The organism is Kribbella sp. ALI-6-A (assembly GCF_001984195.1).
GTDB lineage: Bacteria > Actinomycetota > Actinomycetes > Propionibacteriales > Kribbellaceae > Kribbella.
Genome location: NZ_MTQN01000011.1, coordinates 176,309 through 200,841 on the forward strand (window position 1 = coordinate 176,309; position 24,533 = coordinate 200,841).

A 24,533-nucleotide genomic window follows, 5' to 3' on the forward strand; every position below is an offset into this window, starting at 1 on the left:
GTCAGTAGTCCTCGGTGGAGATCACCCGGAAGTCGATGCCGGCGGCAACCAGACGGTCGCGCAGCGCCGGGCCCATCGCGGACGCCGTGGTGACCTGGCCCGAGGTCGGCGGCAGGTCGTCGAGCGCCAGACACAGCGCGCACTCGCCGAGCATTTTCGCGGTCTCGTCGTAGCCAGGGTCACCGCCCGCGACCTGGGTCACGACGCGTTTGCCGCCGCCGGAACCGGTGAAGCGGGCCTCGAACCAGGACCTCGCCCGGCGCTCGGGCGACGGCCCGTCCCCGGACTTGATCCGGCCGAGCAGCGCGTTCCGGGCCGGCGGGATCTGTGCGGCCACGCCGAGCAGGCCGATCCCGAGGATGCCTCCAGCAACCATCGGCAGTCGCTTCACCCCCGCGTAGTGCGCGTAGGTGAAGTCCGGACCGTACTCGTCCAGCAGCATCGCGGAGCGCCGGACGATCTGCGGGTCGACGGTCGGCAACGGCACCGCCCAGAAGCCCTGCGCTCGGTGCAGCCGCCCGCTGGACAGCCTGACCGACCGCCCTTGCGGGAGCTCCTCGACCCGGCGCCGGGCGCGATGGGCGTCGAGGTTCTGCTTGCCGCGCGACAGCCCCGTCACCACGGTCTGCCACGTGCCGCCGGATGGTTTGCCGCTGGCCCGGATCATCCCCTCGACCTTGATCGGCACCCGGCGCGGCAACTGCTCGACGGTGTACTGCACGCCCAGGTCGTACGGGATCGAGTCGAAGCCGCAGCAGTGGATCAACCGGGCGCCGGTCTCGACGGCCTTCGGGTGATGGGCGACGTACATCCGGTCGACGAACTCCGACTCGCCGGTGAGGTCGAGGTAGTCCGTGCCGGCCTCGGCGCACGCGGCGACCAGCGGTTCGCCGTACCGGAGGTACGGGCCGACGGTGGTGACGACGATCCGGGCCGACTCGGCAACCGCTCTCAGCGTTTCCCGGTCCTCGACGTCGGCGTGCACCAGGTCGACCTCGGCTGCATTCAGCTGTGAACGCAGCCGTTCCAGCTTCGCCTTGTTCCGCCCGGCAAGAGCTAGCTTCAGACCCGGTGGTGCGTGGTCGACCAGGTACTGCGCGGTCAGCGCGCCGGTGAACCCGGTGGCACCGAACAGGACGATGTCGTACTGACGTTCGCTCACCGTCGGCCGGCCTTCGGCTTGGCCGTGTCGGCGAGACCGCCGGCGCCGGACGCCCGGGACGAGACGTCGGCGCCGCGGGCCTCGATGTCGGCCAGCGCCGCCCGGTCGGCCTTCGCGACGGAGAACCGGCTGCCCAGCTCGACGACGTGCGGGATCAGCGCCCGGATGATCTTCAGCGGCCCGATCCAGCCGGGCACGTGCACGACGCGAGAGCGCTTCCTGATGCCCGCGGCGAATTTCTCGACCGCGAGTTCCAACGGGTACACCCGGTTTCCCAGCGGGATCCCGGTCCGCACGTTGCCGAACACCGGATGCTCGTCGACCCCGCGGACCATGTCGGTGTCGACGAAGGTCATGTGCGCGACGCCGACCCGGACCCCGAGGTGCCGCAGCTCGGCGCGCAGGCTGTTACCCATCGCCTCCACTCCGGCCTTGGCTGTGTTGTACGACGCGAGACCCGGAATGTGCACGACCGCTGCCAGAGAGGACACGAGCAGGAGGTACCCCTTGCTCGCGATCAGATGCGGCAGGGTCAGGTGCACGGTTCGCCAGACGCCGTACAGGTCGACGTCGAGCACGCGCTCCCAGACGGCCGGGTCCATGCTCCGGGTGAAGCCCGGCGCCGCGATCCCGGCGTTCGCGACGACGACGTCGATCCGGCCGTACCGCGCGACGACGCCCTCAACCGCGGCGCGCAACGAGTCGGTGTCGGTGACGTCCGCCTCCCACCAGCCGGCGTCGGGTCCGCAGGCCTCCGCGACCTTCTTCAACTCGTCGGGCTCGAGCCCGACCAGGGCCAACTGGTCACCCTCACTCGCGAGCCTGCGCGCCACCGCCGCACCGATCCCCCGGGACGCGCCTGTGACGAGTACGACCTTGCCGGTCATCGCGGACCTCCGTCTGTTGAGTCGATACTCAACAGTAAGTGCTTGTTGAGCCGACACTCAATAGACTGCCGGTATGACCCATGCCTCGCGACTGCGACCGGACGAGCGGCGGGCGCAGATCCTCGCCGCCGCCCGCCGCGTGCTGGAGGCCGATCCGCACCGCGAGCCGAGCGTGGAGCAGGTCGCCGCCGAGGCGAAGGTCTCCCCCGCTCTGCTCTTCCACTACTTCGGCTCCAAGAAGAAGTTCCAGTACGCCGTGATCGAGGCGGCCGCCACCGAGCTGATGCTCCGGACCGCACCCGACCTGTCGCTACCACCCGACCAGCAGCTCAGCAGCGGCATCCGCGCCTTCGTCCGCGCGGTCCTCGAAGCCCCCCAGCTCTACCGGGCGACCCTGCTGATGTCCGCCGCCGGAGACCCCGCGGTTCGCGCGCTGCACACGGAGCTGCGCCAGGTCTTCAGCCGGTGGGTGATCGACGCGCTCGCCCAGCAGGGCGTCGAGACCACCCCGAAGGTCGAACTGGTGTGCCTGGGCTGGCAGGGCTACGTGGAGCAGATCCTGCTGACCTGGATCGACAACCCGACCGTCACCGAGGACGAGCTCGAAAACCTGTGCGAGAGGTCGCTGGCGGCCGTTCTCACCACACTGCGGCGGTGAGGCGGTACGGCGTACCGCTCGGACGCGGCTAGGGTTACCCGCGTGCTGAAGGTTGCCACGGTGAACGTGAACGGGATTCGGGCGGCGTACCGGCGGGGCATGGCGCCGTGGCTGGAGCAGACCGATCCGGATCTCCTGCTGCTGCAGGAAGTCCGGGCCACCGACGACGTGCTGCGCGACCACCTCGGCGGTGACTGGCACCTGGCCCACGCCGAGCCGCTGATCGCCGGCAGCAAGGGCCGGGCCGGGGTCGCGGTCGCGAGCCGGCGGCCGATCAAGCTGGAGCGGACCGACATCGGCCCGGAGCGGTTCGACGGGTCGGGCCGGTGGGTCGAGGCCGACGTCGTGCTCGACGACGGCTCGACGCTGACGGCGGTCAGTACGTACGTGTTCACCGGCGAGTTCGAGACGCCGCCGCGGCAGGCGGAGAAGTACGCGTTCCTGGACGCGATCACCGCCCGGCTGACCGAGCTGCGCGCCGACGGGCGGCACGTCCTGATGTGCGGCGACCTGAACATCGCCCATCGCGAGGTCGACCTGAAGGCGTGGAAGGCCAACCGCAAGAAGAGCGGCTTCCTGCCCGAGGAACGCGCCTGGATGGACCGGCTGTTCGAGGCCGGCTGGGTCGATCTGGGCCGGCGGTTCGGCGGCGAGGGCCCCGGGCCGTACTCCTGGTGGTCGTGGCGCGGCAAGGCCTTCGACAACGACGCCGGCTGGCGGATCGACTACCAGATCGCCTCCCCCGAGCTCGCCGGGGCGGCGACCGGCTGCACGGTCCACCGCGCCCCGACGTACGCCGAACGCTGGAGCGACCACGCGCCGGTCGTCGCGACGTACGACCTCTGAGCGGGCGGCGGGTAGTCTCCCCACATGCCTGAGTTGACTCCCCCTGTCGCCGCGAAGAAGCCGATCGAACGCATCCACCACGGCGACGTCTTCGTCGACGACTACGAGTGGTTGCGCGACAAGTCGAACGACGAGGTGCTGGACTACCTGCGCGCCGAGAACGCCTACACCGAAGCCCGCACCGCACACCTGGACTCGTTGCGTGAGGCAATCTTCGGCGAGATCTCCGCGCGCACCCTGCAGACCGACCTGAGCGTGCCGTCGCGGCGCGGCGGTTACTGGTACTACACCCGCACGGTCGAGGGAAAGCAGTACGCGATCAGCTGCCGGGTCCGCGCCGAGGGTGACCAGCCGCCGGCCACCGACGGTGAGATCCCCGGTGAAGAGGTGATGCTGGACGGCAACGTGCTGGCCGGCGACTCGGAGTTCTTCTCGCTGGGCACCGTCGACGTCTCCCCCGACGGCAACCTGCTGGCCTACTCGATCGACCTCAAGGGCGACGAGCGGTTCACGCTGCGGATCAAGGACCTCACCACCGGAGAGCTGCTGCCCGACGAACTGCCCGAGGTGCACTACGGCTCGGCCTGGTCCGCCGACGGCTCGACGATCTTCTACACCAAGGTCGACGACGCCTGGCGGCCGTTCCAGGTCTGGCGGCACACGCTCGGCGCCGGCACCGAGGACGTGCTGGTGATGGAGGAGACCGACGAGCGGTACTGGATCGGGGTCGACCTGACCCGCAACGAGCAGGCCATCCAGATCGCTCTCGGCAGCAAGCTGACCAGCGAGGTCTGGTTGCTCGACGCACAGGACCCGACCGGCGAGCCCGTTGTCGTCCGGCCGCGGGTCGAGGGCGTCGAGTACGACGTCGAGCACGCCGGCGACCAACTGCTGATCACGCACAACGCGGACGCCGAGAACTTCTCGCTCGCCAGCGCTCCCCTGGACGCGCCGGGCGAGTGGTCCACGCTGATCGAGGGCGACGAGTCCAGCCGGCTGCTCGGCGTCGACGCGTTCGCCGGGCACGTCGTGCTCTACCGCCGCCGGGAGGCGCTCACCGAGCTGGCGATCATGCGGCGGGACGGCGACAGCTTCGGCGCGCCCGAGGTGCTGGGCTTCGACGAGCCGATCTACACCGTCTCCCCCGGCCGCAACGACGAGTGGGACGACACCCGGTACCGGTTCGGCTACACCTCGCTGGTCACGCCCGGTTCGACGTACGACGTGGACGTGGCCACGGGCGAACGGCGATTGCTCAAGCAGCAGCCCGTGCTCGGCGGCGTCGACCTCAGCGCGTACACGCAGTACCGGGAGTGGGCGACGGCGCCGGACGGCACGCAGGTGCCGATCTCGATCGTCGCCCGCAAGGACGTCACCAAGGACGGAAACGCGCCGGTCGTGCTCTACGGCTACGGCTCGTACGAGTCCTCGATGGACCCGTGGTTCTCGATCCCGCGGCTGTCGCTGCTCGATCGTGGTGTGGTGTTCGCGATCGCGCACGTCCGGGGTGGTGGCGAGCTCGGCCGGCACTGGTACGACAACGGCAAGACGCTGACCAAGCGCAACACGTTCACCGACTTCGTCGCGGTCGCCGAGCACCTGGCCAAGGACGGCTGGACCCGGCCCGAGCGGATCGTCGCGCAGGGCGGCAGCGCCGGCGGGCTGCTGATGGGCGCCGTGGCCAACCTTGCCCCGCAGGCGTTCGGCGGGATCGTCGCGGAGGTGCCGTTCGTCGACGCGCTCACCACGATCCTGGACCCGTCGCTGCCGCTGACGGTGATCGAGTGGGAGGAGTGGGGCAACCCGCTGGAGGACCCGCAGGTCTACGAGTACATGAAGTCCTACTCGCCGTACGAGAACGTGACGGCCCAGCAGTATCCGCGGATCCTCGCGATCACCAGCCTCAACGACACCCGCGTCTTCTACGTCGAGCCGGCCAAATGGGTCGCCAAACTGCGGGCCACCGCCGCCGGCGACGTCGACGTACTGCTGAAGACCGAGATGGAGGCCGGCCACGGCGGCCGCAGCGGCCGGTACGACGCGTGGCGCGAGGTCGCGTTCACGCTGGCCTGGGAGCTGGACACGCTCGGTCTGGCCTGACCCGCGAGTGAGGCTGGGTGACCGGATCGCGGTCACCCAGCCTGTGCGGCCTGCAGTGGTCAGCCGGCCATCTTCACCATCTGCTTGGGCAGCTGCTTCAGCTGGTCCGGCACCGGTACGTCCGCGCTGACCGCCTTCAGCAGCTGCTGGCCCTGGGTGTCGTACTCGTCCGGCATCTCCAGGCCCAGCGCCTCCAGCAGCGCGTTGACCAGCTCGGCGATCGCCTGCAGCGGGGTGTTGCCCGGGATCGCGCTCGGGCGCCACTTCTGGTCCTTGCCGCCCGTGTAGGGAACCGTCGAGGTCGGCCGGGCCTGCTTGGCCACGCCGATCATCGAGCTCAGGGCCTTGCCGTTGGCCTTGTTGACCAGCGCGCCGGTCGCCTTGTCGTAGGACCACTTCTGTCCGTCACCGACGCGGCACGGCAGCACCAGCAACGGCGCCTGACCGTCGGGCTTGGCCAGGTCCGCGGCCGTGTCCAGGCAGGCGCCGTGCGGAAGGTCGCCACCGACGCCCTTCGACATCGACACCATCAGCTGACCCTCAGCCGTGTAGGTCCACTGCTGGATCTTGCCCTTCTTGCCACTGGCGCACTTCAGCATCACGGCGGTCGGGATGCCGCTGGGCGTGACGGCGAAGGTCAGGCACAGCTTCGACTCGACCCGGTTGACGATCTGGCGCGGCTTGCCGACCGGCAGGTCGACGGGGGCGGCGGTGGCCGACTGCGGGGCCGGGGTGCCGGCCGGAGCGGCCTGGGCCGGGGCCGCTCCGAGTGCCGTACCGGCACCGAGCGTGACGGCGAGGAAGACGACGGCACTCCGCGTGATGGGCTGAAGCTTCAAGGCAACCTCCGTGGTCGATGCGCTGGGGGGCGATCACTGTTCGCAGTGACTCGCCTGCAGCAAGTAACTGCCCTGCAGCCGCCCACCGCAACCGGCCACTTGATGCCAGAGGCAACAAAATGCCAGGTCGCCGTGACCTGCCCCGCTCGCAGAGGTCACGGTGAGACCAAGTTGTGAACCAGCGGTGGCGTTCTCGTGATGCCCTCGCGGGGCGGCCGCCACGCCGTCTGCGCCGAATCGTGACGGCGACCACGAATAGCCGGCCGATCCGCATGCACAAGTTCGCGGTTTCCGCCGGAATGCCCCGGGTACCTGTGGCGTTCGATGTGATGACGAGTTGAAGGTGTGTCTTGCAACACATTTTAGCCCCGCCCCGGCCAGGGCTTTCGGTTGTTCTCAGGTTTCCGCTCCGGCCCGTCCGCTCCCGTGGCGGCTCCGAATCCCTCTGGAGCACGTCGATTCGGCGGATTCAGGGCGTGACGGGACGGCGTACGGGGCGTTTTCGCGGTGGATTCCCGGTCGGTGAGGTGCCGGGAACTCTCAGGGAACGTTCAGGCTGTTTACACACTCGTCGTGGAATCTTGAACCTCACTCGAGCGTTGCTCTCCATGTAACGACGAAGGGAGTTTCGGTGGCTCGCATGGCTCGTGTCCGGTCCACGGACGAAGGTATCGACGGCAAGGACAGCGTCGGTCTCTACCTGGAAGAGATCGCGCGCACTCCTCTGCTGACCGCGGAAGAAGAAGTCGAGCTCGCTGAGACGGTCGAGGCAGGACTCCTGGCGGAGCAGCTGTTGGCCGAGGGGCGGGTTGGACGTAAGAAGGGCGGCGCGCCCAAGTACGCGACGCAGGAAGAGCTGGAGTGGCTGGCCGAGGAAGGCCAGCGCGCGCAGCAGCGGTTCGTCACCGCGAACCTGCGGCTCGTGGTCTCGATCGCGCGCCGGTACGGCCGTTCCCAGATGCCGCTGCTGGACCTGGTCCAGGAGGGCAACACCGGACTGATCCGCGCGGTGGAGAAGTTCGACTACCGCAAGGGCTTCAAGTTCTCGACGTACGCGACCTGGTGGGTGCGCCAGGCCATCACCCGCGGGATCGCGCAGCAGGCCCGAGTGGTCCGGCTGCCGGTGCACGTGGTGGAGCAGCTGAACCAGATCGGCTCGGCCCGGCGGACGCTGGAGCGCAAGCTCGGGCGTGAGCCGGAGATGGACGAGATCGCGGCGGAGCTGGACCTGGACGAGGAGCGGGTCAGTGAACTGATCCGGATCGGCCGGGACCACATCAGCCTGGACAACCCGATCGACGACGAGGGCGAGACCTCGCTGGGCGACCTGATCGCGGCCGAGACCGCGCCGGGCCCCGACCAGCTGGTCGCGGACGCGTCGGACCGCTCCGGACTGTTCAGCCTGGTCGACCAGCTCGACCCGCGCTCGGCCGATGTGATCCGCCGCCGGTACGGCCTGCACGACGGCCGCCAGGCCAAGCTGGCCGACATCGGCGCGGTGCACGGCATCTCCGCCGAGCGGGTGCGCCAGATCGAGCGCGAGGCGCTGGGGCGCCTGCGCCTGCTGGCCGACCCGACCCTGGCCGCCTAGGTCTGAGCCGCCAGGCAGCCGCAGCCAACCAAACCCCCACCCAGGACCCCCGAGCCCGCCACGGCCCGGGGGTCCTGTCGTGTGCAGAGGTTTCGAGCGCTGTCAGCTCTTCAGGCCGTAGAAACGGATCGGCGTGTTGGGTTCGAACCCGATCCGCGGGTAGACCGGGGCGCCGGCCTCGGTCGCGTGCAAGATGGCGCGCGTCAGCCCGGTCGCCCGCGCTCCCTCGTACAGCGCCTTGCGGGTGACCGCCTCGCCGTAGCCCCGGCGTTGCCACTCCGGATCGGTGGCGACCAGCGCGACGAACAGCCGGCCGTCCGCTTCGACCGCGCCGGCGCAGGTCACCGGCTGGTCGCCGCGCATCCCGAGGTAGGCGTGCACCTCCTTCTTCCAGAGCGTGGATCCGCTCAGGCCGTCGCGACCGGCCTCCAGCGGAAAGCCGTACGCGCGCGAGTTGAGATCGGCGTACGCCAGCAGCTGCTCGTCGGTGGTCACCCGGACGAACGTCAGGTCTGGGTGCACCGGCTCGGGCAGCGGAAGGATGTCTCCGGCCATCCCCACTCCCGGGAAGGCGAACTCGAGACCCGCCTGCTCGGCCGCCGACGCGAGCACCGCCTTGGCGTCATCGTCCAGCAGGTCCTCGAACAGCCACAGGAAGCCGGGCTGCTGCTTCGAGCGCATGATGTCCGCCGCCTGGCCGAGCTGCTGCCCGAGCGACTCCGGGTCGGGTTCGGCATCGGTCAACGTGATGCAGTTCCAGAAGGCGAACCGGCTGTCGGCCCAGCGCACGGCGATGCCGGGAAGGTCGCGCACATCCGCGTCGGCGGCACGGTCGAGCACCATCGCCCGCCACACCACGGCCAACTGGTTCACCGATTCGACGGACTTCGGCAGATCACTCATCGCAGCTCCAGGGTCACTCGGGGAAGTCTCCGCACAGATCACGCTTCAGACGCCGGAAAAGTTCACCGGGCCCACGAATCGAGTACGGCGGGGAGCTCGGACAGGCGCTGGATGGTGGCGTCGGGGGCGCCCTCGGTGTGGCCGATCTGGTCGGTCGGGATGTTGCTGTGCGGGATGTGCACGGCGCGCATGCCGACGTTCTGGGCGCCCCAGACGTCGTCGAACAGCCGGTCGCCGACGAACACGCAGCGCGCCGGGTCGGAGGCGCCGGCGGCCCGCATGGCGGCCAGAAAGGTCTCCGGGTGCGGCTTGGTCCACGGCACCTCGCTGGTGTAGACCGCGCCGTCGAACAGCTCCAGCACGGCGTCTCGGGCGAAGATCTCCTCGTGCCGACGGCGGGACCAGATCGTGTTCGACAGCACGCCGAGCCGGTAACCGCGGTCGCGCAGCTGCTTGAGCATGTCGACCGCGTCCGGGTCGAGCTCGGTGTGCGGGTGCCACTGACGCTCGTACTCCGCGAGCGCGGCCGGCGTCATCACCACCTCGGCGGCCAGACAGACGTCCTCCAGCGTCGTGCTGACGTGCTCGTCGCGCGACCGCAGCCAGGCGGCGTTCTCGGCGGCGACCAGCTTGGCCGCCAGCTCGTCGGCGCGCGGCTCGTCGATCACGGCGGCGACCGAGCGCCAGACGGCGTACAGGTCGATGTCGTGCCAGGTGGCCAGGGTGCCGCCCCAGTCGAACAGGACGGCCTCGATCGGTGCGGGAGTCAGCTTCGTCACGGCGGACAGGTTGCCAGATCGCACCGACAAGCGCCGCTGGTTTTCACTGGCTGACCGTCGCCACCCGGCGGCGCTTGGCCAGCCACACCACGCTCACCGCGAAGAAGGCCAGGCACGGGATGTCGGTCAGCAGCAGGGTCCACGGCGCGCCACCCTGGTCGGCCCAGCCGTCGAGCTGACCAGTTGCCGCGGGCAACATGAAGGCGAGCAGGTTGTTCAGCGCGTGCAAGGCGATCGCGGCCTCGATGCCACCGGTGCGAACCGTCAGCCAGCCGACCGTCATCGCGAACAGGAAGATGTCGGCCATCGCCCAGCCGGTGTAGCCGTGCGCCGACACGAACAGCGCACTGCTGACGACCAGCGCCGGCCACGGCGTACGGAGCACCCGCCAGAGCACGCGGGTGACGGCGTTGCGGGCGTCGCTTCTCGGTGCGTAGGCGCCGATCGTCTGCACCAGCCAGCCGCGGAACACGAACTCCTCGGCCGCGGACTGGAACGGGACGAGCAGCAGGATCAGCAGCGCCGGGCCGATGAACGCGGCGAAGCCGACCCACGCGCCGTCGTCGGTCTGGACCGGGTCCGCGGTCGGGAAGACCAGCTCGACCAGCGTGCCCAACAGGTAGGACAGTGCGAGGTAGCCCAGGCCGGGCAGGCACGCGAGCAGCAGCCACTTCCAGCGGATCCGGTTGAGCACCGACGCGACGCTCCACGGCGGGCGGCGCTGGATCAACCATGCGGTGAACGCGACCACGGGGGTGAGGATTCCGAGCATCACCAGCGTGCTGGCGAGGTTCTCCAGGTCGTTGGGAAAGAGGTTGTCGCCCTGGCTCTCCGGTACGTCGCCGGTGATCGCGCCGTGCACGATGGTCCAGACGACGAACAGACCGGCGGTGAGGACGAACGCGATAGCGGCCAGCATCAGCGTGCCGAGCAGCGGTCGCCACCACTTGTGGCGGACGTTGCGCGCGAGCTGGTGGAACGGCGTGCCCGGCGGCGCCGGGACCTGGCGTGGCTCGGGCGGCCGCATGTTGTAGGGCACCGAGCCGTAGGGCTGCTGCCCGTACGGGGGTTGGCCGTACGGCGACTGCTGCGGGTAGGGCTGTTGCCCGTACGGCGGTTGCTGCTGCGGATACGGCGGGGGTTGCTGCGGGTACGGCGGCAGCTGGTAGGGCTGCTGCGGTGGCTGCCCGGTCCACGGCGGCGGCTGCTGGGGAGACCAGAAGCCCGGCCCGTCGCCGGGAAGCTGCTGCCCCTGGGGCATCGGCGGAGTCCCGTACCCAGGCTGCGGCGGTTGGTTGCGCGGATCCTGGGCAGGGTCGTGCGGTGGTTCGTTGGGTCCGTTCGGGGGCCCTGCCTGCGACGCCATGCCGAGACTCTATGAGATCGGCTCAAGTCACGCCGCGTTCCACGCCCTGTGGACAATGCTCGACACGGGACCGGCGTTGTTTGACATGCTTCCGCCATGCCGATCGAGCAGCAGGCCCGCCGGGTGCGGATCGGCTATGCCCTCGGCTCCGTGGCGACCGGTTCGTTCGCCACGGTTCCAGGTCTGCTGCTGCTCCCCTACCTGACCGACACCCTTGGTATCGCCGCCGGAGCCGCCGGAGCGATCGTGCTGCTGCCGAAGGCGCTCGACGTACTGCTCAACCCGGTTGCCGGCCGGATCAGCGACCATCACCAGTCGCCGCTCGGTCCGCGCCGGCCGTTCCTGCTCCGCGCCGGGCTCGCGCTGGCGATCTGCTTCGCGCTGCTGTTCGCCGCTCCCGATCTCGGTTCGAAAGCGCTGAACGCGACCTGGGTCCTGCTCGCCTTCCTCGCGTGCGCGACGGCGTACGCGTTCTTCCAGGTGCCGTACGTCGCGATGCCGGCCGAGATCACCGACGACTACACCGAGCGGACCCGGCTGATGTCCTGGCGGGTCGCCTTCCTCACCGTCGCGATCCTGGTCAGCGGTGGCGCGTCTCCCGCGATCCGCGACGCGATCGGCGGCCGCGACGGCTACCGCGTGATGGGCCTGACCGTCGCGCTGCTGCTCGCCATCGGCACCGTCGGCGCCTACCTCGGGACGCGGCGCGCCCCGATCGGCCGTCCGCAGGAGGCGACCGGCACGCTGCGCGATCAGCTCCGCGTCGTCGCCCGCGTCCGCGACTTCCGCTGGCTGCTGATCACCTTGATGCTGCAGGCGCTCGCGATCGGCTCGATGCTCGCCGGCATCGACTACCTGGCCCGCTACGTGCTGCGCGATCCCGGCGCCGCGAGCATCGGTTTCGTCTGCGTGGTCGGCCCGGCGTTGCTGGTCAGCCCCCTCTGGCTTGCCTTCGGCAACCGATTCGGCAAGCGGACAGGGTTCTTGACCGCATCGATCGTGCTCGGTCTCGGGGCGCTGGCGCTGACGACCGCCAGCAAGTGCCGGATTGGTGCGTGTACGCCGCCATCGGTGTGGTCGGGATCGGCTTCACCGGTGCCCAGGTGTTCCCGCTCGCGATGCTGCCCGACGTCGCGGCCGTGGACGCGGCCCGCAGCGGGGTTCGCCGGGCCGGCGTCTTCACCGGGATCTGGACGGCCGGCGAAACCCTGGGCCTCGCGCTCGGCCCCGGCCTGTACGCCGTGGTGCTCGCGCTCGGCGGCTACGTGTCGTCGACCGACCGGTCCGCAGTGCAGCCGGGATCGGCGGTGAACGCGATCGTGCTCGGGCTGTCGCTGGTGCCCGCGGTGCTGATCGCCCTCAGTCTCTTCTCGTTGACGCGGTACAAGCTCACGGCCGGCGAAGTCCTGGAGGCGCGATGAACGACGTCCTGACCCGATTGCGGGCGCTGCAGGCGGGCGACCTGCCGACGCACGGCGGCAGCACGCTCGCCTATGTCTACGACTCCGGACTGACCGAGGCCGACGAACTCGGCCGCGCGGCGCTCGCACAGTACGGCGCGACGAACGGGCTCGATCCGACGGTCTTCCCGAGCCTGCGCACATTGGAGAACGAGCTCGTCGGCCGGGCGGCCCGATTGCTGAACGGCCCGTCCGCGGTCGGGACGGTCACGTCCGGCGGAACGGAGTCGGTCCTGCTCGCGGTCCAGGCCGCCCGCGACGCGGCCGGCTTCTCCTCGCCGAACATGGTGATCCCCTCGACGGCGCATGCCGCGTTCCACAAGGCCGCGCACTACTTCGGCGTCCGGGCCGTGGTCGTCGATGTCGATCCGGAGACGTTCACCGCGCATCCGGGGGCGATGGCCGAAGCCTGTGACGACAACACGGTGCTGCTGGTCGCGAGCGCGCCGTCGTACGCGCACGGCGTGGTCGATCCGATCCGCGAGGTCGCGGCGGTCGCGGCCGAGCGCGGGGTGCGGTGTCACGTCGACGCGTGCATCGGCGGCTGGATCCTGCCGTACCTCCGGCTGGACGGCGTGGCCGTGCCGGAGTTCGACTTCGCCGTACCGGGGGTCACGAGCATCTCGGTGGATCTGCACAAGTACGCGTACACCCCGAAGGGCGCCTCGATCCTGCTGCACCGGGACGCGTCGTTGCGCCGAGCGCAGTTTTTCGCCAGCGCGGACTGGCCGGGCTACACCATGCTCAACTCGACGATGCAGTCCACGAAGTCGGGCGCGCCGCTCGCCGCTGCCTGGGCCGTCGTCCAGCACATCGGCGACGACGGCTATCGGCGGCTGGCGCGCAGCGCGTACGACGCGACCGTGCACCTGGCGAAACGGGTCGACGAGATCGACGGGCTGAGTGTGCTCGCCGAGCCGGCGACGACGTTGGTGGCGCTGCGCAGCGACGATCGTGCCGACGTGTTCACGCTCGCGGACGAGATGGCCGAGCTCGGCTGGTTCGTCCAGCCGCAGTTGAGCTTCCGTGATCATTCGGCGTCGCTGCACCTCACCGTCAGCGCGGCAACCGCCGGCCGTCTGGACGAACTGGTCGAAGCACTCGGTACGGCGACCCGCGCGGCCCAGGCGGCAGGTCCCGTCCAGGTCGCGCCCGAGCTCGCCGCTGCAGCCGGTGCACTCGACCCGGCCACGCTCGACGACGACGCGTTCGACGGCTTGCTGGCGATCGCCGGTCTCGGCGATACGGCGGCGACGGGCAGCCTGCCCGACCGGATGGCGCCGGTCAACGCGCTGCTCGACGTCGCTCCCCCACGTCTGCGGGAAGCTCTGCTGATCGCCTTCCTGGACCGCTTGATGCGACCGGCCTGACAGCTGCTCGCCCGGGACGCACGGGCACCCCGATGCGGCGGCCCGGCGACCGATTCCTGCATGCTGACGCCTGAACGTCGTACGAACTGGAGGAGCTCCTGATGGTGACCGACCCGACGCCCGGTCCGACCGCCTCGACGCGCGCGCTGCCGCAGTCGGTGCTGATGCCGCTGACCGGCTCGGCGATCTTTCTCGTGGTCCGGATCGAACCGGGCGGCGAGGAGAAGGCGCGTGACCTCCTCGAGCGCGTGACCGGCCTGACCCGCTCGGTCGGGTTCCGCGTCCCCGCGGGCAACCTGTCGTGCGTGACCAGCATCGGCTCCGACGCCTGGGACCGGTTGTTCAGCGGGCCGCGGCCGCGCGGACTGCACCCGTTCGCCGAACTCGACGGCGGCAAGCACAAGGCCGTGTCCACCCCGGGCGACCTGCTCTTCCACATCCGCGCCGCGCAGCTCGACCAGTGCTTCGAGCTGGCCCAGCAGATCATGAAGGTGCTGGACGGCGCCGCGACCGTCGTCGACGAGGTGCACGGCTTCAAGTACTTCGAGATGCGCGACCTGCTCGGCTTCGTCGACGGCACCGAGAACCCGAGCGGCCGCGACGCCGAGGACGCGGTGCTGATCGGCGCGGAAGACCCGGAGTTCGCCGGTGGCAGCTACGTGATCGTGCAGAAGTACCTGCACGACATGTTGGCCTGGAACGCCCTGACCGTCGAGCAGCAGGAGCTGGTGATCGGCCGGACCAAGCTCGAGGACATCGAGCTGGACGACGACGCCAAGCCGTCGAACTCCCACATCGCGCTGAACGTGATCGAGGACGCCGACGGCAACGAGCTGCAGATCCTGCGCGACAACATGCCGTTCGGCTCGATCGGCGAACAGGAGTTCGGCACGTACTTCATCGGCTACGCCAAGGACCCGGGCGTGACCGAGCTGATGCTGCGCCGGATGTTCCTCGGCGAACCGGCCGGCAACTACGACCGCATCCTCGACTTCTCCACCGCGGTCACCGGCACCTTGTTCTTCACCCCGTCCGCCGACTTCCTCGACGACCTGCCGAAGGCTCCGTAGCGCCGCCGGTCGGTCCCGGAAACTGTCGGTGGCATGGGTGAGACTGGGACCATGCTGCTCGCCGATGTGGTCGCCACCTCCACCGCCCTGAGCGGTACGCGGTCGCGCCTCGCGAAGGCCGGGTTCATCGCGGAGCTGCTGTCGGCCGCGACCGACCCGGTCGAGACCGAGGTCGTCGTCACCTATCTGTCCGGCGAGCTGCGCCAGCGGCGGACCGGGGTGGGCTGGCGGACGCTGGCCGAAGTGCCCGCGCCGGCGGCGGAGCCGTCGCTGACGGTCGAGGAGGTCGACCGGGCCTTCGCCGAGCTGTCCGAGATCGCCGGTGCGGGCTCGCAGGCGCGCCGGCGGGAGGCGGTCGACGCGCTGTTCGGCCGGGCGACCGCGGCGGAGCAGACGTTCCTGCGGTTGCTGGTCGCGGGCGAGCTGCGCCAGGGCGCGCTGGACGGCGTGATGGCCGACGCCGTCGCGAAGGCGACCGGGATCCCGCTGGCCAAGATCCGTGCGGCGACGATGCTGCGAGGTGCGGCGGCGCCGGTCGCCGTGGCCGCGCTGACCGAGGGCGAGGCCGGGCTCGCGCAGTTCGGGCTGGAGGTCGGGCGCGGGGTGCAGCCGATGCTCGCCCAGTCCGCGACCACCGTCGCCGAGGCGATGGACAAGACCGGCTCACCGGCCGCGCTGGAGTGGAAGCTCGACGGCATCCGCATCCAGGTCCACCGTTACGGTTCGGACGTCGTCGTCTACACCCGCACGCTGGACGACATCACCAGCCGAGTGCCCGAGGTCGTGACCGCGACGCTGGAGCTGAAGGCCGAGCAGGTCGTGCTGGACGGCGAGCTGATCGCCCTGCGCCCCGACGGCCGCCCGGAGGCGTTCCAGGTGACCGGCTCGCGGACGGCGACCCGCGCGGCGACCGGTCCGGACACGGTGCCGCTCACGCCGTACTTCTTCGACATCCTGCATCTCGACGGGCAGGACCTGCTGGGCCTCGGCGGCGCCGAGCGGCACGAGTGGTTGAGCGAACTCGTCCCGGAGCACCGGCGTATCCCGCGTCTGGTGACCGACGACGCCGAAGCCGGCCAGGCGTTTTTCGCCGACGCCGTCGGCCGCGGCCACGAGGGCGTGATGGTCAAGTCGCTGACCGTGCCGTACGAGGCGGGCCGGCGCGGGTCCGGCTGGGTCAAGGTGAAGCAGACCCATACCCTCGACCTCGTCGTCCTGGCCGCCGAGTGGGGCCACGGCCGCCGGACCGGCTGGCTGTCGAACCTCCATCTCGGCGCGCGCGACGAGACCACCGGCGAGTTCGTCATGCTCGGCAAGACGTTCAAGGGCCTCACCGACGAGCTGCTGCGCTGGCAGACCGAGCGATTCCAGGAGATCGCCGTCCGCCGCGACGACTACACCGTCTACCTGCGGCCGGAGATCGTGGTCGAGATCGCGTTCGACGGCGTGCAGACCTCACCGCGTTACCCCGCCGGCATGGCGCTGCGCTTCGCCCGCGTGCTGCGGTATCGCGAGGACAAGACCCCCGACCAGGCGGACACTGTGCAGACCGTACGGTCCATCCACACTCCAGACGAGGCCTCATGACCGACCAAGCCGAAGCTCAGGACTCCGCCGCCGACCCTGACGTCGCGACCCGCCGGCTCGCGCGGGAGTCACTGGCCGCCGACGATCCGACCGGCTGGTTCGACCGGCTGTACACCGCGGCCGCGGACGGCCGCGCCGTTATACCGTGGGATCGCGGGATGGCGCACCCACTGCTGGCCGACTGGGTGTCCACGGCCGAGCCCGACGGCAGCGGCAAACGCGCGCTCGTGGTCGGTGCGGGAACCGGCTGGGACGCCGAGCTGATCGCCGACCTGGGCTTCGACACGATCGCTTTCGACATCTCCCCCGCCGCGGTCGAAGCCGCCCAGCAGGCCCATCCCGACTCCAAGGCGCAGTACGTGGTCGCCGACCTGCTCAACCCGCCCACGGAATGGCATCGAGCCTTCGACCTGGTCGTCGAGATCTTCACTGTCCAGGCCCTGCCCATTGCTCTGCAACCGGACGCGACCCGCCAGGTCGGCGAACAGGTCCGCCCCGGAGGCAGCCTGGTCGTCATCGCGGCCGCCCGGGATGACGGCCAGCCGGACGCCGACATCGAAGGCCCGCCCTGGCCGCTCACCCGCGCCGGTGTCGAGGCGTTCGCGGTCGACGACTTGCGGCTCATTCAGCTCGAACGTGTGCCCGGTCCCTCCGATCCCACGTCGTACCGCTGGCGTGCGGAGTTCCTGCGGGACTGACCCCGCCGGAAAACGGGACGACTCCGGCAGCCGGAGCGCCTAGGCTCGCCAGGTTCGCGACCCTGGGGAGATGGACATGAGCGACGCCTTCACGATCCGCCGGATGCGCGCGGGCGATCCGGCGGTCATCTCGGCCGCGTTCGTCGCGGTCGGGTGGGACAAACCGGTCAGCCAGTTCGAGGCCTTCCTGCTCGACCAGGAGGCCGGCCGGCGCGATGTCCTGGTCGCGACGATCGACCTCGACGGCGCCGAGCAGATCGCCGGGTACGTGACCGTGCGGTGGCAGTCGCCGTACGAGCCGTTCAACGGCATCCCGGAGATCCAGGACTTCAACGTGCTGCCGGCGTACCGCCGGCGCGGACTCGGCAGTCGCCTGATGGACCTCGCCGAGCAGTTGGTCGCCGAACGCTCGGACGTCGTCGGCATCGGGGTCGGCCTCTACCCGGACTACGGCACCGCACAGCGCATGTACGTGCGACGCGGCTACATCCCCGACGGGCGCGGCGTCATCTACGACCACCGTCAGGTTCCACCCGGCGAGCTGGTTCGGCTCGACGACGACGCTGTTCTCATGTTCACGAAGTCGCTGCGGTAGACCCTTTTCATCCCACCTGTCACATCACTACCAGTTTACCGAGCGAATCGAACATCTGTTCGATCTTCCTGTAAACTGATGGCATGGCCGGGCGGAACGAGCCGGGGCCGACGGCCCTGCGCATCATGCTGGGCGCGCACCTGCGACGACTGCGGGAGCGCGCCGGGGTGAGTCGTGCCGACGCCGGCTGGGCGATCCGCGGCTCGGAGTCGAAGATCAGCCGGCTGGAGCTCGGCCGGGTCGGCTTCAAGCAGCGCGACGTACTCGACCTGCTCACGCTGTACGACGTCCGCGACGACGCCGAGCGGGAGCGTCTGCTCCAGCTCGCCCGCGACGCCAACAACCCCGGCTGGTGGCACCAGTACGGCGACGTCACTCCGGACTGGTTCGACGCCTACCTCGGTCTTGAGGCGGCCGCGTCGCTGATTCGTACCTACGAGGTCCAGTTCGTGCCCGGCCTGCTGCAGATCCCGGAGTACACGCGGGCCGTCGCCCAGCTCACCGCGACCGGAGACCGCACCGAGGACGAGATCGAGCAGTTCGTCGCGCTCCGGCGGACCCGGCAGGAAGCCCTGGACCGCGAGCCACCACTCAAGCTGTGGGCGATCGTCGAGGAGTCCGCGCTGCAACGCCCGATCGGCGGGCCCGAGGTCCTTCGCGCCCAACTGACCGCACTGCTCGAGGCGATCGAGCGCCCGAACATCACGCTGCAGATCATCCCCACGGCCAGCACGGGTCACGCCGCCTCGGGCGGAGCGTTCAGCGTGCTCCGGTTCCCCGAGGCCGATCTACCGGATGTGGTCTATCTGGAGCATCTGACCAGCGCGTTGTATCTGGACAAGCGCGACGACGTGGATTCCTACACCAAGCTGCTGGACACACTCGCGTCGACGATTCCACCACCACAGGACACGGCGGAGCACCTCAAGGCCCTGCGCAGACAGCTGAGTCGGAGGTCTCGCCGCTCAGCCGCGCCCTGAGAGCGGTCAGAGGTTGAGCACAGGGGCAATCGTCTTGCTGCGAGCGCCCTCGTACGCCGCCAGCAGGATGCCGAGCACCGCGATGCCCTCCTCCTCGGTGTGCAGCGGGCGCGTCTTGCCGAGCAGCGAGTCGGCGAAGTGGCCGATCTCGGCGACGAACGTGTTGACCGGCTCCAGCTCGACCGTGCTGATCTCACCGGACCGCAGCCGAATCGTCAGCGAGTTCCCGTCGCTGTGCAGAGCTCCGAGCTCCCCCACCACCGAGAACCGCTCGGTCACCGCAGCCGGCTGGTACGCCCAACTCGTCACCAGCTGACCCACGACCCCGTTGTCGAACCTGACCAGCACCTGCGCCGAGTCCTCGCCCTCCATGAACTTCAGCCGGTGCGTCGACAGCATCGCGGTCGCCTCGACCGGCGTCCCACCCGCCAGATGCAGCAGCAGGTACGTCGGGTGGTAGCCGGTGTCGATCAGCTCGCCACCACCACTCGTCGCGGCGCTCGCGCGCCAGCCCATCGTCGACGGGTCGAAGTCGTTGTAGAAGCTGTCGGTGGTTCGGACCTCGTACACGGTCCCGATCGTCCCGGCGTCGAGCAGTTCCTTGGCCTTGGCCACAGCTGGCAGGAACAACTGGTTGTGCGCGCACATCAGCGTCACGCCCGCCGCCGCGACCGCCGCCTTGACGTCCGCCGCTTCCTGCGCCGTCAGACACAGCGGCTTCTCGCACAGGATGTGCTTACCGGCCTCCGCGGCGGCGACGATCGCGTCCCGGTGCAGGTGGTGTGGCAAACAGATGTCGACCGCGTCGAGTTCCTCGATCTCGAGCATCTGCCGGTAGTCCGTGTACGGCGTGGCGCCGAGCTCGCCGGCCCGGTCGGCCGCGGTCTGCTCGACGGCGTCGGCCACGGCGGTCACGCGGATGCGATCCGAGTGCTCACGGTAGCCGTGGATGTGGGCGGTCGCGATGCCGCCGGCGCCGATCAGTCCGACCTTGATGTCTGGCATGGATGTCTCCTTCGACTGGATCGGTCAGGCGGCCGGGCCGTCGTACCGGACGACCGTGCCCTGCTCGGCGGACTCGTTGGCGGCGACCACCATCCGGGTCAGCTCGACCGCTCGCGCAAGGTTGTCGTCGGCGCGCGTGCCGTCGTTGATGTGGTCCACCCACTGCGCGAACGGGTCCTTGCCGTGCTCGGGGACGGGCAGCTGCCTTCCCTCCCCGAACGCCGGTCCGAAGACCCGCAGCGAGTTGCCGTCCTCGGTGTACGTCAGACTTCCCTCGGTCCCGAAGAGCTCGATCGTGAACGGGTTCCGGCTCGCGAAGCCCGCCTCGATCACCCCGATCTTCTGGTCGCCGTACCCGATCGTCGCGACCGCGTTGTCCTCCAGCCCCAGACCTGCCACCGACCGGTACGTCGCACTGACGGTTTCCGGTGTCGCACCGAGGAACAGCTGGGTCAGGTAGACCGGGTGACACCCGAGGTCGGTGAGCGCGCCGCCGATCGCCGTCTTCGCCTCGAAGAAGCGCTCCGGCAACCAGCCACCCTTGCCGCCGTCCGACACGGCGCCGTCGTGCGACAGCCGGACCCGGCCGTACGTGAGCGTGCCGAGGTCACCGCTGTCGATCACCTCGCGGATCGCCTGGGTGTAGCCGTGGGCGAGCCGCGGCAGCGAGACGACGAGCTTCACGCCGTTGGCATCGGCCGCGGCGACGATCTCCTCGGCCTCCGCGACCGTCGGCGCGAGCACCTTCTCGGTGAAGATGTGCTTGCCGGCGTTCGCGACCTTCACCATCAGGTCCCGATGCACGGTGGTCGCGGTGGTGACCGTGACGCCGTCGAGGTCGTCGCGCGCCAGCAGTGCGTCCAGGTCGTCGGTGTACGGCACGCCGAACTGCTCGGCCCCGGGCCGGCCGAGCGCTGGTTCGTCGTCCCAGACCGCGACGAGTTCGGTGCCCGGATGCTGCTGAGCCTGTCTTGCGTAGTCCCCCGCATGCACGTGCCAGAATCCCAGCGCCGCGATCTTGAGCGGTTTCGACACCTTCTCCTCCTCGCACCAGGTTGGTCTGCCGACCGGTCCCGGCGCTGCGCCGGAAAACGATCTCCCGGTCTACCTAACCAACCCGGGACGCCGCGTGCGGGCCGGATCGGCGGTTCGTCTCAGGATGCGAGCGAGGTTGTTGGAAACGATTCCGAGCGATTCGCGGATCGCGCCGAGGTGGTCGGCGGGGCGTCAGGCGTCGTACTGGACGATCGGGCGGACCTCCACCGCGCCGTACCGCGCGGTCGGGATCCTCGCCGCCCAGCCCTCGGCGGCCTCGATGGTGTCGACATCGATGACGTAGTAGCCGGCCAGGACCGGCGCGCCGGTCGCCCCGCCCTGCTCGGTCGCCGGCTTGCCGTCGCGCACCCGGACGGTGCGGGCGCGCGACGCCGAGTGGAATCCCGCCTCGTGCACGAACGCCCCGGCCTTCCGTACGGCGCCGTCGAAGGCCAGCCAGTCGAGCAGCTCCTCCTTCGTCGGACCCGCGACCGCGGGGTCGTAGTAGTACAGCAATGCGAACTGCATGGAGGTCCTTCCGAGACGGGCCAGGGCGAGCACCAGTCAACCGGACGCCTCCCGCCCTACTCACTCAGGCTGCTCGAAATACCCTTCCTTCCGCCGCGTCCCCTGCGCATCGTCGGGCGGCAACTCGCCGTCGTCGTCGCTGCGCTCGGTGGGCTGTGAGGCTTCGGTACCGTCGGGCCGGCCTTCAGTGGGAGCGGTCATCGTCGGTTCTGAGTCCTGGTCCGTGTACTGGTCATCGCTCGGTTCGGTCATGCCGCCCCGGTACCCCGTGATGCTTCCCGAACGCGATGTTTCAGCCGGCTGCGATTCCCTGTTACAGGTTGTCCACAACCGTCCACAGATTGTGCATCAAGGCTCGTCGGTGCCTGTGGACAAGTCGACGCCACCCCGAGGTGGACCGCCCGGACGGATAACCTCTCCGTACCGGTGACAGCCACCGGGGGCGGGGAACTACTATTGGCTGTGGGCTGAACGCCCCCGCACCGCTGATCTCCGCCGCATCCACTTCGCCCGGGGCTGGATCCCACGGCCGATCACCCGTCGTCCCGCACGACGGCCGGCCAGTTCCGCCGGAGTCCTCGGCCGCTCGACGAGTTGGTGGACCGTGCCGTGTGCCGGTCCCCGAACCGGCGACGGCGTAGGCGTTGTGTTGTGCCACGGCACCGTGCCGTGGTGGCTTTGAGGAGGATTCTTGGCCAACCGAGGTCGTCGCCAGACCGGCACCGACGCGCAGCGCGGCGGTTCAGCCGGCGCTTCGCGTGGTGGTTCGACGAGTGCTGCGCGCGGAGGGTCGACCGGGTCCTCGCGGGGTGGGTCGGCCGGGTCCTCGCGGGGTGGGTCGAGCGGTTCGTCCGGCGGGTCGGGCGGCGCTCCGCGCAAGGGGTCGGGTGGCGCTTCGCGCGGCGGATCCAGCGGTTCGTCGCGCGGCGGTTCGCCCGGCACGCCCCGGGGCGGCGCGCGGCGACGCCGCCGTACCGACGACTCCGACGGGCTGATCCCCGTCCTCGCGCGCGCCGTACGGGAGGTCGAGGCCGCGGTCGAGCGCGGCGCGATCGTGCCCTCGGTCCGGACGAAGTTCCAGGTCATCGGCCTGCTGGTCCGCCACGAGCGCGCCCAGGTGAACGGCGACACGACCGCGACCGACGCCTACCGCGCCGAGCAGTTGCGGCGACTCGACGGCGTCGCGACGATCCTCGCCAAGACCGCCGCCCGTGAGCCTTCGCTGCTCGCCCTGCTCGCCGAGGACGCCGTCATGTCCGAAGCCGCCGTGGCGCTCCAGCGCGAGATGCTGCGCGCCGCAGGCCTCGAGGCGCCGGTGGAGAAGCCCGCGCCGGTCGCGCAGCCGACCGAGGCGGCCCCGCCGCCTCGCCAGGTCGTGCCGCAGTCGGTCGTGTCTCGCCAGCTGGCGAACCCGTTCCTCGCCCCGGACTTCTCCGCTGCTCCGCAGAAGGAAGCCCGCCCCCGTCGCCTCGCCGGCTGGGAGCTGATCGGTCCGCTGCTGCGGTCGTTCGAGCAGGCGGGGGCCACGGCCAGCATGTCGCTGCCCGACCCGTCCTCGCTCTCGGCCGCGGGCGGCCGCGAGTTGATGCTGCACCAGGCGCAGCTGATCGCCTCGGTCGCGGCCGGCCACCGGACGTTCCTGCTGGCCGACGAGCCCGGCCTGGGCAAGACGGCCCAGGCGCTGCTCGCGGCCCAGGCCGCCAACGCGTACCCGCTGCTCGTCGTCGTGCCGAACGTCGTCAAGACCAACTGGGCCCGCGAGGCCGAGCTGTGGACACCGAAGCGCAAGGCGACGGTGATCCAGGGAGACGGCGACTCGATCGACGGCTTCGCCGACATCGTCGTGGTGAACTACGAGGTGCTCGACCGCCACGTCGGCTGGCTCGGCGACCTCGGCTTCCGCGGCATGGTCGTCGACGAGGCGCACTTCATCAAGAACAAGAAGTCGCACCGCTCGCGCAACGTGCTGCACCTGTCGGAGCGGATCCGGTCCCGCACGGCGCGCCCGCTGCTGATGGCCCTGACCGGTACGCCGCTGATCAACGACATCGAGGACTTCACCGCGATCTGGCAGTACCTCGGCTGGATCGAGGAGAAGATCCCGGGCGCCGAACTGATGGAGAAGCTCGAGGCGACCGATCTCACCCCGGCCGATCCCGCCTTCTACCCCGCGGCCCGCGCCAGCGTGATCGACCTCGGCATCGTGCGCCGCCGCAAGGTCGACGTCGCCGCCGACATCCCGGCCCGCCGCATCGCCAACCTGCCCGTCGAGCTCGACGGCTCGGTCGGCCGCTCGATCCGCGAAGCCGAACGCGAGCTGGCCGAGCGCCTGGTCAACCGCTACCGCACCGCGCTGGAGATGCGCACGTCCGGCGTCACCGTCGACGGCATCGACCACCACCTGGTCCGCCAGGTCGCCGAGTGGGAACGCACCGAGACCTCCACCGCCAAGACCGGCGAGAACGTCTTCACCCTCGTCCGCCGGATCGGCAAGGCGAAGGCCGCCCTGGCCGCCGACTACGCCGCCCAGCTGGCGCACAACGTCGGCAAGGTCGTGTACTTCGCCCGCCACATCGAGGCGATGGACACCGCCGAGCAGCTCTTCGCCGACCGGGGCATCCAGTACGCCTCGATCCGGGGCGACCAGTCCCCCACGGCCCGCCAGAAGAACATCGACGCCTTCGTCAACGACCCGGACGTCTCGATCGTCGTCTGCTCGTTGCTGACCGCCGGCGTGGGCCTGAACCTGCAGGTCGCGTCCAACGTGGTCCTGGCCGAACTGTCCTGGACCAACGCCGAACAGACCCAAGCCATCGACCGCGTCCACCGCATCGGCCAGCAAGAGCCCGTCACGGCCTGGCGCGTCATCGCGGCGCAGACCATCGACACCCGGATCGCCGACCTGATCGACTCCAAGGCGGGTCTGGCCGCGGTCGCCCTCGACGGCGCCAGCGCCGAGGAGCTGGCCACCACCGACATCCAGGTCGAGGCCCTTGTCACCCTGCTCACCAACGCGCTGGAATCTGCGTAGCCGGACGCGTTCGACAGCTCGGGGGCCGGATTCTTCCGGCCCC

Annotated in this window: 22 protein-coding genes and 1 pseudogene; 13 read left to right on the forward strand and 10 right to left on the reverse strand. The window is 70.1% G+C overall.

Annotation, left to right across the window (positions count from 1 at the left end; translation table 11 throughout):
* Window position 1 precedes the first annotated feature (1 nt).
* Window positions 2-1,162: a saccharopine dehydrogenase family protein gene (locus BWI15_RS21405; RefSeq protein WP_077016269.1), complete on the reverse strand. Its 1,161-nt coding sequence runs from the start codon at window positions 1,160-1,162 to the stop codon at window positions 2-4.
* On the reverse strand, window positions 1,159-2,049 hold the full coding sequence (locus BWI15_RS21410) for a short-chain dehydrogenase/reductase (protein ID WP_077016270.1): 891 nt from the start codon (window positions 2,047-2,049) through the stop codon (window positions 1,159-1,161). The genes BWI15_RS21405 and BWI15_RS21410 overlap by 4 nt, the downstream gene beginning before the upstream one ends.
* Window positions 2,050-2,122: 73 nt before the next feature.
* On the opposite strand from BWI15_RS21410, the gene BWI15_RS21415 reads away from it, so the two are divergent.
* From BWI15_RS21415 to BWI15_RS21425, 3 genes are read left to right on the forward strand one after another with little or no spacing between them, the layout of a single operon-like run.
* Entirely contained in the window at window positions 2,123-2,707 is a 585-nt protein-coding gene (locus BWI15_RS21415; RefSeq protein ID WP_077016271.1) for a TetR/AcrR family transcriptional regulator, read from the forward strand.
* Between the two features lie 42 nt (window positions 2,708-2,749).
* On the forward strand, window positions 2,750-3,553 hold the full coding sequence (xth, locus tag BWI15_RS21420) for an exodeoxyribonuclease III (RefSeq protein ID WP_077016272.1): 804 nt from the start codon (window positions 2,750-2,752) through the stop codon (window positions 3,551-3,553).
* 24 nt (window positions 3,554-3,577) lie between these two features.
* Window positions 3,578-5,653, forward strand: a complete 2,076-nt coding sequence (locus tag BWI15_RS21425; protein WP_077016273.1) for a S9 family peptidase — start codon at window positions 3,578-3,580, stop codon at window positions 5,651-5,653.
* Window positions 5,654-5,712: 59 nt separating this feature from the next.
* On the opposite strand, the gene BWI15_RS21430 is transcribed toward BWI15_RS21425, so the two are convergent.
* On the reverse strand, window positions 5,713-6,492 hold the full coding sequence (locus tag BWI15_RS21430; RefSeq protein WP_077016274.1) for an RICIN domain-containing protein: 780 nt from the start codon (window positions 6,490-6,492) through the stop codon (window positions 5,713-5,715).
* Window positions 6,493-7,123: 631 nt separating this feature from the next.
* Here BWI15_RS21430 and BWI15_RS21435 point away from each other — a divergent pair.
* A complete protein-coding gene (locus BWI15_RS21435) occupies window positions 7,124-8,083 on the forward strand; it encodes a sigma-70 family RNA polymerase sigma factor (protein WP_143465762.1) in 960 nt (319 codons plus the stop codon).
* A 102-nt stretch (window positions 8,084-8,185) separates the two neighbouring features.
* Here the strand turns inward: BWI15_RS21435 and BWI15_RS21440 are convergent, their stop codons facing one another.
* The 3 genes from BWI15_RS21440 to BWI15_RS21450 form a co-directional block, all read right to left on the reverse strand.
* Window positions 8,186-8,986: a GNAT family N-acetyltransferase gene (locus BWI15_RS21440; protein WP_077016276.1), complete on the reverse strand. Its 801-nt coding sequence runs from the start codon at window positions 8,984-8,986 to the stop codon at window positions 8,186-8,188.
* A gap of 62 nt (window positions 8,987-9,048) precedes the next feature.
* The gene (locus BWI15_RS21445; RefSeq protein WP_077017168.1) at window positions 9,049-9,765 is read right to left on the reverse strand and encodes an HAD family hydrolase; all 717 of its coding nucleotides are present in this window, start codon (window positions 9,763-9,765) and stop codon (window positions 9,049-9,051) included.
* A 43-nt stretch (window positions 9,766-9,808) separates the two neighbouring features.
* Complete coding sequence (locus tag BWI15_RS21450; protein ID WP_143465764.1) at window positions 9,809-11,131, reverse strand: CPBP family intramembrane glutamic endopeptidase; 1,323 nt, start codon at window positions 11,129-11,131, stop codon at window positions 9,809-9,811.
* A gap of 96 nt (window positions 11,132-11,227) precedes the next feature.
* Here BWI15_RS21450 and BWI15_RS21455 point away from each other — a divergent pair.
* From BWI15_RS21455 to BWI15_RS21485, 8 genes and pseudogenes are all read left to right on the forward strand, one after another.
* A pseudogene (locus BWI15_RS21455) lies at window positions 11,228-12,112 on the forward strand (MFS transporter); the annotation flags it as partial.
* A gap of 122 nt (window positions 12,113-12,234) precedes the next feature.
* On the forward strand, window positions 12,235-12,552 hold the full coding sequence (locus BWI15_RS40470) for an MFS transporter (protein WP_269087186.1): 318 nt from the start codon (window positions 12,235-12,237) through the stop codon (window positions 12,550-12,552).
* The gene (locus tag BWI15_RS21460; RefSeq protein WP_077016277.1) at window positions 12,549-13,961 is read left to right on the forward strand and encodes a pyridoxal phosphate-dependent decarboxylase family protein; all 1,413 of its coding nucleotides are present in this window, start codon (window positions 12,549-12,551) and stop codon (window positions 13,959-13,961) included. Before BWI15_RS40470 ends, BWI15_RS21460 begins: the two co-directional genes overlap by 4 nt.
* 101 nt (window positions 13,962-14,062) lie before the next feature.
* On the forward strand, window positions 14,063-15,031 hold the full coding sequence (locus BWI15_RS21465; RefSeq protein WP_077016278.1) for a Dyp-type peroxidase: 969 nt from the start codon (window positions 14,063-14,065) through the stop codon (window positions 15,029-15,031).
* 33 nt (window positions 15,032-15,064) lie between these two features.
* Window positions 15,065-16,618 carry an ATP-dependent DNA ligase gene (locus BWI15_RS21470; protein ID WP_083750920.1) on the forward strand — a complete coding sequence of 518 codons (1,554 nt, stop codon included), beginning with the start codon at window positions 15,065-15,067 and terminating at the stop codon, window positions 16,616-16,618.
* The gene (locus BWI15_RS21475) at window positions 16,615-17,316 is read left to right on the forward strand and encodes a class I SAM-dependent methyltransferase (protein WP_077016279.1); all 702 of its coding nucleotides are present in this window, start codon (window positions 16,615-16,617) and stop codon (window positions 17,314-17,316) included. Before BWI15_RS21470 ends, BWI15_RS21475 begins: the two co-directional genes overlap by 4 nt.
* A 76-nt stretch (window positions 17,317-17,392) precedes the next feature.
* Complete coding sequence (locus tag BWI15_RS21480; RefSeq protein WP_077016280.1) at window positions 17,393-17,911, forward strand: GNAT family N-acetyltransferase; 519 nt, start codon at window positions 17,393-17,395, stop codon at window positions 17,909-17,911.
* Between the two features lie 83 nt (window positions 17,912-17,994).
* Entirely contained in the window at window positions 17,995-18,891 is an 897-nt protein-coding gene (locus BWI15_RS21485) for a helix-turn-helix domain-containing protein (RefSeq protein ID WP_077016281.1), read from the forward strand.
* Window positions 18,892-18,897: 6 nt separating this feature from the next.
* Here the strand turns inward: BWI15_RS21485 and BWI15_RS21490 are convergent, their stop codons facing one another.
* From BWI15_RS21490 to BWI15_RS21505, 4 genes are all read right to left on the reverse strand, one after another.
* Window positions 18,898-19,896: a Gfo/Idh/MocA family protein gene (locus BWI15_RS21490; protein WP_077016282.1), complete on the reverse strand. Its 999-nt coding sequence runs from the start codon at window positions 19,894-19,896 to the stop codon at window positions 18,898-18,900.
* A 24-nt stretch (window positions 19,897-19,920) separates the two neighbouring features.
* Window positions 19,921-20,931, reverse strand: a complete 1,011-nt coding sequence (locus tag BWI15_RS21495; RefSeq protein WP_077016283.1) for a Gfo/Idh/MocA family protein — start codon at window positions 20,929-20,931, stop codon at window positions 19,921-19,923.
* A gap of 192 nt (window positions 20,932-21,123) precedes the next feature.
* Window positions 21,124-21,459, reverse strand: a complete 336-nt coding sequence (locus BWI15_RS21500) for a YciI family protein (RefSeq protein ID WP_077016284.1) — start codon at window positions 21,457-21,459, stop codon at window positions 21,124-21,126.
* A 60-nt stretch (window positions 21,460-21,519) separates the two neighbouring features.
* Window positions 21,520-21,711, reverse strand: coding sequence for a hypothetical protein (locus tag BWI15_RS21505; RefSeq protein ID WP_077016285.1), 192 nt, complete (start codon window positions 21,709-21,711; stop codon window positions 21,520-21,522).
* A gap of 439 nt (window positions 21,712-22,150) precedes the next feature.
* On the opposite strand from BWI15_RS21505, the gene BWI15_RS21510 reads away from it, so the two are divergent.
* Window positions 22,151-24,490, forward strand: a complete 2,340-nt coding sequence (locus BWI15_RS21510) for a DEAD/DEAH box helicase (protein ID WP_330359535.1) — start codon at window positions 22,151-22,153, stop codon at window positions 24,488-24,490.
* Window positions 24,491-24,533: the final 43 nt, after the last annotated feature.